This window comes from Pseudonocardia hispaniensis (assembly GCF_042658695.1).
Lineage (GTDB): Bacteria > Actinomycetota > Actinomycetes > Mycobacteriales > Pseudonocardiaceae > Pseudonocardia > Pseudonocardia hispaniensis.
On sequence record NZ_JBHSQW010000014.1, the window covers coordinates 67,923 to 79,748 of the forward strand.

The following is an 11,826-nucleotide window of genomic DNA, read 5'->3' on the forward strand; positions in this document are numbered from 1 at the left end:
TCTCAGCCAGCGCCGCGTCGACCATCTCGAACGGCACGATCCGGGGCAGCTCACCGATATGACCGGGCGCGAACCGGCCACCGGCCACGGTCACGACCCGCGAGATGACAGAATTCGTACTCAGCGGAGCTCCCGGTGGCCACGAGGGTGTCTTGGTCGACGACCTCTCCTACCGGAGCTCCGCTCCTGCTACCGGCACCGACACACCGCCACCCCAAGATCCTTGACCACACCACCCACCGCCTAAGGGCCTGCAGATCATCAACTCGCTGTCGTGGTTCGTGTGGGGATGGTGATGCCTGCGGTGCTGGTGAGGTGGTAGAGGTCGTCGAGGGTGGCCAGTGGGTGTCCGGTGGGCTCGATGGTGTGGCCGGCCTGGTCGAGCAGGTGCCGGGTGTCGCGGATGCGCCGGTTGATGGTCTCGGGGCGGACGTTGAACAGGGCGGCGACGGCGACCTGGGGCAGGGCGTGGCGGTAGTGCAGGACGGTGGCCAGCAGCCGGTCGGCGAGGGTCAGGGCGGGGCGCCGTCCGGCGCCGGGTCGGATCTTGCGGGGCGGTGACCGCGGCGTTTGTCCAGCTCGGCTTCCCGCTGCTGGTGGTGCAGCGCGGTGATCGTGCTGATCAAGCCCTCCCACTGCGGGGTCGGGAGTCCGGTCACCGTGGGGTGGCACGGCCAGGCCCGGTCGGGGCTGGGCTGGTCGAACGGATCCGGTGCGGCGACCGGGAGGTGCGGGTACGGGTCGGGGTGCAGGGTGTAGTTCCAGTCGCCCTGCCAGGCGTGGCGGGCCAGCGGCAGTGCGGCCATCTGTGCGTCGCTGATGCGGACCCCGGTGGGGTAGGTGTCGGTGTCGAGTTCGGCGGCGACGGTGAGCCCGGTGCGGGTGGTGGTCGCGGCGATGCTGTTCACGATCACCTCGTGGCTGGACAGCGGCCGGCCCCGCCAGTTGAGGGTGATGTGGGAGAACAGCCGATGCTCGATCTTGTTCCACTTGGAGGTGCCGGGCGGGAAGTGGCACACGGTGATCTCCAGCCCGGTTTCCCCGGCCAGCGCGGCCAGCTCGGCCTTCCAGGCCCGGGTGCGGTAGCCGTTCGAGCCGCCCGCGTCCGCGGTGATCAGCAGCCGCCGGGAGGCGGCGTACTGGGCCCGACCCACCGCGTCCCACCAGCGCCGCAGGCAGGCCACCGCGAACGCGGCGGTGTCGTGGTCGGTGCCCACACCGACCCAGCCGGTGTTCGCGGCCAGATCGTAGATCCCGTACGGGATGGCCTTGCCCAGCTCCCGATCGGGGAAATCGTGCGTCGCCACCTCGACCGGCTCGCCGTGGCGGCGCCACTGCCGTCCCGGGTTGCGGTACTGGCCGACCAGCTCCTTCTTCTTGGTGTCCACGCTGACCACCGGGTCCCCGGCCGCCTGGTAGGCCCTGGCCTGGTCGTTGAGGTAACGAAACTGCGCGTCCCGGTCCGGGTGCTGCGCGCCCTCGATCGTCTTGGCGTTGCCCTGCAGGCTGAACCCCTCCTCGCGCAGCAGGTCACCGACGGTATCGGCGGACACCCTGTGCCCGGCCCGGGTCAGCTCGTCGGCCAGCGTCCGGGTCGATTTCGTCGTCCACCGCAGCGGCGACATCGGATCCCCGCGCGCATCCGGCTCGACCAACGCCAGCTGGGCCGGGCGCAGACCGGGATCCAGATCGGCCGCCCTCTTCCGGCCCCCGCCGCGGCGCCGAGCCCGGCCCAGCGGCTCCTGACCCGAGTCCAGCTCCGCGACGCCCCGCGAGACGGTCCCCTCCCGCATCCCGGCCGCCCTCGCCACCATGCGGACCCCGCCGTGGCCCAGCGCGCGGGCCTCGGCCCCGGCCAGCAGCCGGCGCTGCCGCTCGTCCAGGTGCGGAAACAGCGCCTCGAACTTCGCCGCCAGCGCGTGCTGCGTCTCCACCGGGATGGCCATACCACATCAACGAAGATCACGACGGGAAGCAGCGCTTTATTTCTCTGCAGGCCCTAACTGAACGGCATTGGGGTTAGTGGCGTCGCGCAGGGTGCCGTGTGCGATTCGGGCCGACTCGAGTCTCCGGCAGGAGACGTGCCCGGGCTCAGCGCTCAGCCAGCTTGCTGACCGAGCCACGGAGCGCGTCCTCGCCGGCGCGGACGTAGTGGTTCGGGACGGTGGTGAGCTTGTCGCCGAGGTACTGGGCGACGACCTCCCAGGGCTCGCCGAGCTCCTCGTGGAACCACTTGGTCGCGGCGTGGTGGCGGAGGTTGCGGTAGACGATCGTCTTTGGCCAGGCGTTGTCAGGGTCGTTCTCGTCGACCCACGCGCGCACGCGGTGCCAGCGCTCGTTGTGCATCTCGGGCTTCACCGGCAGGCCGGTGACGGTGTCGACGAAGAGCCATAGCTCGTTCTCTGGAGGGACGTGATAATTCCACCACGCCAGGTTCTCCTTGTCCCGGGTGGCGAGTGATGCGCGGCGGTGGCGCTCCGCGTCCTGCGCGATGGTGACCTGCTGCAGCGTCGCGCTTGCGGGCAGGCCGAGCAACTCCTTGACGCGGGGGAGGAGCCCGTCGCGCATGAGGGACAACGGAAGCGGCACCTCGTGAAGGGTGTGGTTCTTCACGGTCCGCGGAGGCCTGCTTGACTCCACGGGTGATCCAGGAACCGTTGACGTGGACGTAGCCCTTCTCGAAGAACACGTCGATCGCGCGCACCGCGTACTGCTCGCCGAGGCGGAGGCCGCCGAAGCCGTCGACCCGGATCTTGGTGCCGAACAGCGGCCGGGTCATGAGCGGGTCGGTGCCCCTCGGCCGCACAGCTCGTCGGCGGCAGCCGCCATCGCGCGGACCTGACGGGTCTCGGGGCGCAGACGCGGGTCGACGTCCTGCGCCGTCGCTCCATGCAGGACGTTGGTCCGCCCGATCTCCAGTCCGTCGAGCGGGTCGATCGAGCGATCCAGCCAGCTCAGCCGCCAGGCGAGCTTGCGCATCGCCGCCAGCTGGACGCGCAGGTCCTCGCGGTCGCGTTGGGGAAGAGGGTCTTCGAGCCCTTCTCCATCACCTGACGGCTGTGCTCGACCCGCCACCTGGTCACGGGCACGTCGCCGCTGGTCGGGAGGATGTACGCGTTGAGCCGGGAGATCCGCTGCTCCAGCGTCCGGGACTGCTTGCCGCGCTGGATGCTGTCGGCGAGGTACTCCTCGCTGAGCATCCGGATCGTCCGCGAGGCCCGGACGTCCCCGCCGACCGGGTCGGGGCGTCCGTGTCGAGCGCGGCCTCGGCTGGGGCGAAGATCGCGCGGGCCTCCTCCTCGGAGGCGGCCCGGCGTAGCACCCGCTTCCACGGCTCGCCCTTGCCAGCGGGCGTCCGGAAGAACGGTTGGTGCCCGGGCTGGGAGCGTAGAAGCGCACCCGCCAGGGCCGTGCGCTGCCGCCGAGGGTGCGCGGCTTGCCCTGCGCGAGCAGCTTCGGCTAAGAACGCGTCGCCGCGAGACCTCCTACGCTGAAGGAACGATCGTTCGCTGGTTTCGTGCATCACTGAGGGAAAAGTGATGCACGTGCCACTGTTGAGGAGTCACAGGAATGGCCAACCGGCTCGCCAACGCAACCAGCCCCTACCTGCTCCAACACGCCGAGAATCCAGTGGATTGGTGGGAGTGGGGGCCTGAAGCGTTCGCCGATGCAAGGCGCCGGGATACACCGATCCTCCTGAGCGTTGGCTACGCGGCCTGCCACTGGTGTCACGTCATGGCGCACGAGTCGTTCGAGGACCCGGCGACGGCCGAGCAGGTCAACGCGGAGTTCGTCGCGATCAAGGTCGACCGCGAGGAGCGCCCCGATATCGACGCGGTCTACATGGCCGCGACACAGGCGATGACCGGCCAGGGCGGCTGGCCGATGACGTGTTTCCTCACCCCGATCGGCGAGCCGTTCCACTGCGGCACCTACTACCCGCCGAGACCACGTCCGGGGATGCCGTCGTTCCGGCAGGTGCTCGACGCGGTCACGAAGGCCTGGCGGGAGGACGGCGAGCGGGTCCGCACCGCAGCCGGGCAGATCGCGGCCCGGCTCAGCGAGAACGCCGCCGCGGCGCTGCCACCGTCAGGTGTGGATGCGACAGCGCTGGACAGCGCCGCCGGCGCCTTGGCCCAGAGCTTCGACTCCCGGTCCGGTGGGTTCGGCGGGGCACCGAAGTTCCCCCCATCGATGGCGTGCGAGTTCCTGCTGCGCCACCACGAACGCACCGGTGCCCGCCGGGCGCTCGAGCTGGTCGAGCTGACCTGTGAGCGGATGGCCCGCGGCGGCATCTACGACCAGCTCGGTGGCGGCTTCGCGCGCTACAGCGTCGACGCGCAGTGGGTCGTCCCGCATTTCGAGAAGATGCTCTACGACAATGCGCTCCTGTTGCGGGTGTACGCCCATCTGGCGCGCCGCACCGGATCCGCGCTGGCCCGGCGGGTGGCCACCCAGACCGCCGCGTTCCTGCTGCGCGACATGCGCACGCCCGAGGGCGGGTTCGCCTCTGCGCTGGACGCCGACACCGAGGGTGTCGAGGGGCTGACCTACGCCTGGACCCCGGCGCAGCTGCTCGCGGTCCTCGGCGAGGCCGACGGGGCCTGGGCGGCGTCGCTGCTGACGGTCACCGAGGCGGGGACGTTCGAGCGGGGCAGCTCGACGTTGCAGCTGTTGACCGATCCGGAGGATCCGCAGCGCTGGGAGCGGGTGCGCACCGCGCTGCTGGCCGCGCGCGACCAGCGCCCTCAGCCGGCCCGCGACGACAAGGTCATCACCGCCTGGAACGGGATGGCGATCGTGGCTCTCGCCGAGGCGGGTGCCGCGCTCGGCCATCCGGAATGGGTGTCGGCCGCGACCGAGGCGGCCGACCTGCTGCTGCGGCTGCACATCGTCGAGGGGCGGGTGCGCCGCTCCTCACGCGGCGGGGTGATCGGGGCCGCGGCCGGAGTGCTCGAGGACCATGCGTACCTTGCCGACGGGCTGCTCGCGCTGCACCAGGCGACGGGACAGCCGCGCTGGTTGTCGGCCGCGACGGAGCTGCTGGAGCTTGCGCTGGAGCGCTTCGCCGTTCCTGAGCACCTCGGCGCGTTCTTCGACACCGCCGACGACGCTGACGAGCTGCTGCACCGGCCCCGCGACCTGACCGACGACGCGACACCGGCCGGGGCGTCCGCGCTGGCGAATGCGCTGGTGACGGCATCGGTGCTGGTCGAAGGGGAGGCCGCCGCCCGGTACCGGGACATCGCCGAGGCCGCGCTGCAGCTGGTCGGGTCACTGGCGACGAAGCACCCGCGCTTCGCCGGACACTGGCTCACTGCCGCGGAGGCTCTGGTGGGTGGACCGCTGCAGGTGGCTGTCGTCGGCCCGGACGAGGCCGGCCGTGCCGAGCTGCTCGCGCATGCCCGCCGTATCGCGCCCGGCGGTGCGGTTGTCGTGGCGGGCGAGCCCGGGGCCGCGGGGGTCCCGTTGCTGGCCGGCCGGTCGCTGGTGAACGGGGGTCCCGCCGCGTACGTCTGCCGAGGGTTCGTCTGCGATCGCCCGGTGACGACCCCGCAGGAGATCACGGCCCTGCTCGGCGTCCGTCCCTGATCCACTCCGCGAGTCGGGGTATTTCCGCGCCTGAGTCGGGCTATTTCCGCGGAGCCGGCCCGGCCTTCGGTGTTCCCGCGGGTTCGACTCGCTCGCGGAAACACCCCGACTCGCGGGAGTCTGCGTTGCTGTGTAATCTCGTAATCACCGGCGTGGGAGGCGGAGGTGACGGGACATGTCGGGACGCATGCACCGTGGATGGCACGGGCCCGGGGGTCGTGGCGCGCGTGGACCGGGCCGCGGAGGGTGGCAGCAGGCCGACCTGCCGGGTGCGCAGGATGCGCCGGCCTGGCTGCACGGCAGGCTCCCGGAGGGCTGGTTCGTCGGCGCCCCCGACGTCACGATCGATCGTGAAGAGATCGTCATCGTCGGTGAGTTGCCGCCGGTGGAGGGCGAGTTCGAGGACTCGGAGGCGGGCCGGGCCGAACGGGCCGCGGCGATCTCCGGGCGGATCTCCCGGTTCCGCGAGCAGACCCGCGACGAGCGGATCGAGATCGCGCGTCAGGCCGAGCACCGCTACCAGCGCAAGGTCGCGTGGGGCGCGCGGATCGGCGACGTCGTGGAACTGTTCACGACCGCCTCGGTACCGGTGATGACGCGGCTGCGACAGCCGGAGCGGATCGTGCTCGACACCCTGGTCGATTCCGGAGTTGCCCGGTCCCGCTCCGACGCGCTGGCCTGGGCGGTGCGGCTGGTCGGCGAGCACGCCGAGGAGTGGCTGGGCGAACTGCGTACCGCGATGGCGAAGGTCGACGAGCTCCGGGCGAAAGGCCCAGGTAGCGCCGCCCTGTGAGTGCGTAACAGTGTTAGAACACTGTTACGCACTCACAGGGCGAGCCAGATGGCGATCTGATGGCATCCAGCCGCGAGCACGGTCGCGGCATGGAAGAACTCGTGGTAGCCGAACGTGGTGGGCCACGGATTCGGCCATCTGGTCGCGTAGAAGATCGCGCCCAGGGTGTAGAGCAGGCCACCGGCCAGCAGGAGCACCAGTGCCGTGACACCGGCGTTGCGAGCCAGGTCGGGGAGCACGAACACCGCGACCCAGCCCAGCGCCAGGTAGATCGGCACCCCGAACCAGGCGGGAGCGGTCGGCCAGGCGGTCTTCAAGATCACGCCCGCGATCGCGCCGATCCAGACCACGCTCAGCACCCAGCGCGCGGTTGGCGGGTCCATCGCGAGCGCCGCCACCCCGGTATAGGTGCCCGCGATGAACAAGAAGATCATCGAGTGATCGAGCCGCTTCATGATCATGCGGCCGCGCGTGGTGGCCCAGGTGCGCCGGTGGTACAGGGCGCTGGTGCCGAACAACCCGAGCACGGTGACGCTGTAGACCGTGGTCGCTGTCGCGACGCCGGGCCCGTGAGTCACGGCAGCGACTGTGATCAAGGTCGCGCAGGCGAGCACCGACGCGATGAACGACCAGAGGTGCAGCCATCCGCGCATACGAGGCTTGACCTGCGACGGAGCGGTGAGGGGTCCGGCGGTCACGTCGCGAGGCTACGTCACCACGAGCGGCCGCGACGTCGCGTGGCGGTGATCGTCGCCGCTGGTCCCGCCATGCATTGCGATTCGCCTTGGTGAACCGGCGTACGCTCACCGGTCGTGGGCGTGCGCGACCTGCTCTATTCGTTGTACGAGCGCGAGCTCAGACGGCGGCTGGAGGGCGCTACCCGCCCCCGCCATGTCGCTCTGATGCTCGACGGTAACCGCCGTTGGGCCCGGGACTCCGGCCTGGTCGACGTCAACGACGGGCACCGGGCGGGCGCGGCGAAGATCGCTGACCTGCTGGAGTGGTGCCGCGCCGCCGACGTCGAGGTGGTGACGCTGTTCCTGTTGTCCACGGACAACCTCTCCCGCGCCGCCGATGAGCTCGAACCACTGCTGGGGATCATCGCCGACGTCGTGGACGAGCTGAGTGGTCCGCTGCGGCCGTGGCAACTGCGCGTGGTCGGGGCGCTGGAGCTGTTGCCGACCGAGATCGCTCATCGGCTCTCGGCCGCGGCGGCCCGAACTGTCGGGCGACCGGGCCTGCAGGTGAACGTCGCCGTCGGCTACGGGGGTCGGCAGGAGATCGCCGACGCGGTGCGCAAGCTGCTGCTCCAGCACGCGGAGACCGGCACGACGATCGAGGAGCTCGCCGAGGTCCTCGACGTCGACCACATCGCCGCGCACCTCTACACCTCGGGTCAGCCCGATCCGGATCTCATCATCCGCACCTCGGGGGAGCAGCGACTGTCGGGATTCCTGTTGTGGCAGTCGGCGCACTCGGAGTTCTGGTTCTGTGAGGCGTACTGGCCCGAGTTTCGCCGGGTCGACTTCCTGCGAGCGCTGCGTGACTACGCTGCGCGGCACCGCCGATTCGGTACTTAACGAACCAGATTCCCGGTGGTTACTCGGTGTTATTCAACTGTTATCTACATGAAGAGAAATAGCGCCGACCCATCGGGTCGGCGCTATTTCGGGCGAGTTGACGAGCTCAGTCGTCGTTGCTCTGAACCAGCGAGTCGCCGGCGTTGGCGCCCTGCGCGCAGGCGCGGTTCTCGGAGAGGTCGCCACCGGTGGCGGTGGCCGGGCCCAGCAGGCCGAGGGCGCCGACCAGGTCGGCGGTGACGTCGGAGACCTGGACGCCCAGGACGTTGACCGGAATGTCGTTGTTGCAGACCTGGACCGGAACGTTGACGTTGTTGTCCGAGACGTTGACGAGGCCCTGGTGGATCTCCTCGTTGGAGTTCACCTGGTCGGTGCCGTGGTGGTGGTGGCCCCAGCTACCCTTGTCGCCAGCGAAGGCGAGCGGGCTCACCGCGAGCAGACCGGCAGCGGCCGTGGCCACGACAATTCCAGCCTTCTTCAGCACAGTTCATCTCCTGTTGAGTCTTTGGTGCCGACCCAGATCGGCTCCGTACGTGTCAGCGTCCGACCGGGGAGCCCGCGCTGACTGAAAACAAAGCTATCTCTGCTGCGGCAATACAACAAATCGAGTAACACTATCGTGTGAACTCGATACTTTACGTTTCGTTACGCATCTCATCGGGTGGATTCGGTGACCGAGAATCGCGCTGCGACGCAGGTATGAGTGACCCAATGTCATCAAAAATCACTCGTTCGGACCCGTATCCTCTCGGTCGGACCGATGGTCGTCGCCGAGCGCGAACACTGGGCCCGGCGAGCCGCGCCGATCGATAGGTTGCGCACGTGGTGCGGAGCCTGCTCGTCCGTGACTATCTGTTGCTCGGGCTGCGCCTCCAACGGCTCGTGCCCGGCATCGTGGACACCTACACCGGTGATGTCGCGCTGCGCCGGCACGCCGCCTCCGGACCCAGCCCGGATCCGGCGGAGCTGCTCCGCACCGCCCGCAGGCTGTCCGTAGAACTCCCCGAGGCGGGACTCGACCCCGACCGCCAGCGGTTTCTGGCCGCGCAGCTGACCGCGGTGGAGTGCGCAGCACGCCGGCTCGCCGGGCACGACGTGGGATTCGTCGAGGAGGTTGACGCCTGCTACGGCGTGCGCATCGCGCCGGGTGATCCGGAGCGCTACCGGGAAGTTCACCGCGAGCTCGACGAACTACTCCCCGGTGCCGCCCCGCTCGCCGAGCGGCTGGACGCGTTTCGCCGCCGCGAGGCCGTCGCCCCCGGGCGGCTGGGCGCCGCCGTGCAGGCGGTGGCCGAGGCGCTGCGGGAACGGACGCAGGCCTGGATCGCGTTGCCGGTGGACGAGGCCGTCACCTTCGAGCTCGTCGGTGACCGTCCATGGAGCGGGCTCAACCGTCACCTCGGCGGCTTCCGCTCCCATGTGATGATCAACACTGACGCTGCGCTGCGGGCGATCCAGCTCGTTCAGCTCGTCGCGCACGAGACCTACCCGGGTCACCACACGCAGCGGTGCCTCGCGCGCGTCGCGTCGGTCCGGGCGCCCGAGCGGGGCATGTTCCTCATCGGCACCCCGCAGTGCCTGATCAGCGAGGGCGCCGCCGACCTGGGCCTGCTCGCGCTCGCCGGACCTGGCTGGGGTTCGTGGGCGGCCGCGGTTCTCGCCGAGGTGGGTGTGCACACCGACGGCGAGCTCGGCGAGCGCGTCGAGGACGCGCTGGCGGAGCTCGCGCGGGTCCGTCAGGACGCCGCGCTCCTGCTGCACGACCGGCCCGGCTCGGCCGAAGCCGCGCTGGCCCACCTGTGCCGGTGGTTGCTCATCCCCGAAGGCCGGGCCCGCCAGCTGCTGCGGTTCCTCGTCCATCCGCTCTGGCGGAGCTACACGACGACCTATGTCGAGGGGGTCGCCCTGCTGCGGCCGTGGCTGAACCGTCCGGGCCCTGGTCCGCGGGCCCGGTACCGCCGTCTCCTGGACGATCCGCTGGTCCCGGCCACCATCCGCGGTGAGCTCACGTCGGCTGAGGCGGAGGTTCGACAGGTCGAACGGCGGCCACCACCCGGGTGGCCCAGCGGCCGCCATCGCGACGACAGACGGTATTCATTGCGCGGTGAACGGTAGGCCGTTTCTGTGAAACCTCTGCCGTGCGAACCGAGATGACGCCCCGTTGCTGTTGACCGCACCCGGGTGACCGCTAGTAGCGTTCACTTCGACGGGCCGTGCCTGATGCGGACCGTCCGGGGAGGCCCTGGTCGTGGTGTCACTTGCACCCGAGGGGGCCGGCAACCGGCCCTCGCGGGCGTGCTCGGCGGTGCTCTGTGGGCCGTCGAGCAGCCCGCTCCAGGGCACGCCGGCCGCCAGAGTGTGGGCGTGCTGTCACGCCCACGAGGGAGCTTTCGTTGACCGAGCTCGCGAGATCGCCGTACGACGCCACCCGGCCCCACGCCGACGAGCGCCGGCGAGAAGCACACGTGCCCGATCGCCGTACCGCCCCCACAGCAGGGCCCGCCGAACCAGCAGAGGTGACACACACCGCTCCACGCTGCTACGTGCTCGACACCTCCGTCCTGCTCTCGGACCCGTGGTCACTGACCCGCTTCGACGAGCACGACGTCGTCCTGCCCTTGGTGGTGATCTCCGAGCTCGAAGGCAAGCGGCACCACCCGGAACTGGGCTGGTTCGCCCGGGAGGCCCTGCGCCAACTCGACGACCTGCGCGTCGAGTACGGCAGGCTGGACATACCGATCCCGATCGGCACCGCGGGCGGGACACTGCACGTGGAGCTCAACCACACCGATCCGAACGTGCTGCCTGCCGGCTTTCGAACCGACAGCAACGACAGCCGGATCCTCGCGTGTGCGCTCAACCTGCGCGCCGAGGCCCATGGCAAGCGCGAGATCGTGCTCGTCACCAAGGACATGCCGCTGCGGGTGAAGGCCGCCGCAGTCGGCCTGCAGGCCGACGAGTACCGCGCCCAGGACGTCATCAGCTCCGGCTGGACCGGGATGGCCGATGTCGATGTCGCGGCGGAGGAGATCGACTCGCTGTTCCGCGACGGCGTCATCGACAACGACGCCGCGCGTGACCTGCCCTGCAACACCGGGCTGCGGCTGCTCGGTGCCAACTCCTCGGCGCTCGGCCGGGTCACCGCCGACAAGCGGGTGAAGCTGGTCCGCGGGGACCGCGAGGCGTTCGGGTTGCACGGACGGTCGGCCGAGCAGCGCGTCGCGCTGGACCTGCTGCTCGACTCCGAGATCGGCATCGTCTCGCTCGGCGGCCGGGCAGGCACCGGGAAGTCGGCACTCGCACTGTGCGCGGGCCTCGAGGCGGCGCTGGAACGCCAGCAGCACCGCAAGGTCGTCGTGTTCCGCCCGCTCTATGCCGTCGGCGGTCAGGAGCTCGGCTACCTTCCGGGCACCGAGAGCGAGAAGATGGCGCCCTGGGCCCAGGCCGTCTTCGACACCCTCGGCGCGCTGGCCGGTCAGGAGGTCATCGACGAGGTGCTCTCCCGCGGGATGCTCGAGGTGCTGCCGCTGACCCATATCCGCGGCCGGTCGCTGCACGACAGCTTCGTGATCGTCGATGAGGCGCAGTCGCTGGAGCGCAATGTGCTGCTGACGGTGCTCTCCCGCCTGGGCACGGCCTCCCGGGTGGTGCTGACCCACGACGTCGCCCAGCGTGACAACCTGCGGGTCGGGCGGCACGACGGGGTCGCGGCGGTGATCGAGAAGCTGAAGGGGCACCCGTTGTTCGCCCACGTCACGCTCACCCGCAGCGAACGCAGCCCGATCGCCGCGCTGGTGACCGAGATGCTGGAGGGGCCGGGGGCGTAGGCCGTCGCAGTGCCGGGTGACGCTGGAGCGTCAC

Annotated in this window: 10 protein-coding genes and 1 pseudogene; 5 read left to right on the plus strand and 6 right to left on the minus strand. The window is 70.2% G+C overall.

Annotated features, from left to right (window positions below; genetic code table 11):
• Positions 1-261 precede the first annotated feature (261 nt).
• From ACFQE5_RS06690 to ACFQE5_RS06705, 4 genes and pseudogenes are all read right to left on the minus strand, one after another.
• Positions 262-1,946 (minus strand): annotated as a pseudogene (locus ACFQE5_RS06690) (ISAzo13 family transposase).
• Positions 1,947-2,091: 145 nt separating this feature from the next.
• The gene (locus tag ACFQE5_RS06695) at positions 2,092-2,589 is read right to left on the minus strand and encodes a hypothetical protein (protein ID WP_379583935.1); all 498 of its coding nucleotides are present in this window, start codon (positions 2,587-2,589) and stop codon (positions 2,092-2,094) included.
• A 186-nt stretch (positions 2,590-2,775) separates the two neighbouring features.
• Positions 2,776-2,979 (minus strand): hypothetical protein, encoded by a 204-nt coding sequence (locus tag ACFQE5_RS06700; protein WP_379583936.1) that lies wholly within the window; start codon positions 2,977-2,979, stop codon positions 2,776-2,778.
• Entirely contained in the window at positions 2,955-3,200 is a 246-nt protein-coding gene (locus tag ACFQE5_RS06705; RefSeq protein WP_379583937.1) for a hypothetical protein, read from the minus strand. The genes ACFQE5_RS06700 and ACFQE5_RS06705 overlap by 25 nt, the downstream gene beginning before the upstream one ends.
• Before the next feature lie 370 nt (positions 3,201-3,570).
• On the opposite strand from ACFQE5_RS06705, the gene ACFQE5_RS06710 reads away from it, so the two are divergent.
• On the plus strand, positions 3,571-5,592 hold the full coding sequence (locus ACFQE5_RS06710; protein ID WP_379583938.1) for a thioredoxin domain-containing protein: 2,022 nt from the start codon (positions 3,571-3,573) through the stop codon (positions 5,590-5,592).
• 175 nt (positions 5,593-5,767) lie between these two features.
• Entirely contained in the window at positions 5,768-6,385 is a 618-nt protein-coding gene (locus ACFQE5_RS06715) for a hypothetical protein (RefSeq protein WP_379583939.1), read from the plus strand.
• Positions 6,386-6,417: 32 nt separating this feature from the next.
• Here the strand turns inward: ACFQE5_RS06715 and trhA are convergent, their stop codons facing one another.
• A complete protein-coding gene (gene trhA / locus ACFQE5_RS06720; protein WP_379584071.1) occupies positions 6,418-7,038 on the minus strand; it encodes a PAQR family membrane homeostasis protein TrhA in 621 nt (206 codons plus the stop codon).
• A gap of 165 nt (positions 7,039-7,203) precedes the next feature.
• Between trhA and ACFQE5_RS06725 the strand changes: the two genes are divergently transcribed.
• A complete protein-coding gene (locus ACFQE5_RS06725; protein ID WP_379584072.1) occupies positions 7,204-7,965 on the plus strand; it encodes an isoprenyl transferase in 762 nt (253 codons plus the stop codon).
• A gap of 106 nt (positions 7,966-8,071) precedes the next feature.
• On the opposite strand, the gene ACFQE5_RS06730 is transcribed toward ACFQE5_RS06725, so the two are convergent.
• Complete coding sequence (locus tag ACFQE5_RS06730) at positions 8,072-8,449, minus strand: hypothetical protein (RefSeq protein ID WP_379583940.1); 378 nt, start codon at positions 8,447-8,449, stop codon at positions 8,072-8,074.
• Positions 8,450-8,787: 338 nt separating this feature from the next.
• On the opposite strand from ACFQE5_RS06730, the gene ACFQE5_RS06735 reads away from it, so the two are divergent.
• Positions 8,788-10,080, plus strand: a complete 1,293-nt coding sequence (locus ACFQE5_RS06735) for a DUF885 domain-containing protein (RefSeq protein WP_379583941.1) — start codon at positions 8,788-8,790, stop codon at positions 10,078-10,080.
• A 401-nt stretch (positions 10,081-10,481) separates the two neighbouring features.
• Positions 10,482-11,792, plus strand: a complete 1,311-nt coding sequence (locus tag ACFQE5_RS06740) for a PhoH family protein (protein WP_379583942.1) — start codon at positions 10,482-10,484, stop codon at positions 11,790-11,792.
• Positions 11,793-11,826: the final 34 nt, after the last annotated feature.

Bases quoted from the DNA above. Each gene is read 5' to 3' on its own strand.
- ACFQE5_RS06700 (WP_379583936.1), bottom strand. From the start codon at position 2,979: ATGCGCAAGCTCGCCTGGCGGCTGAGCTGGCTGGATCGCTCGATCGAC.
- ACFQE5_RS06705 (WP_379583937.1), bottom strand. From the start codon at position 3,200: ATGCTCAGCGAGGAGTACCTCGCCGACAGCATCCAGCGCGGCAAGCAG.
- ACFQE5_RS06710 (WP_379583938.1), top strand. From the start codon at position 3,571: ATGGCCAACCGGCTCGCCAACGCAACCAGCCCCTACCTGCTCCAACAC.
- ACFQE5_RS06715 (WP_379583939.1), top strand. From the start codon at position 5,768: ATGTCGGGACGCATGCACCGTGGATGGCACGGGCCCGGGGGTCGTGGC.
- trhA (WP_379584071.1), bottom strand. From the start codon at position 7,038: ATGCGCGGATGGCTGCACCTCTGGTCGTTCATCGCGTCGGTGCTCGCC.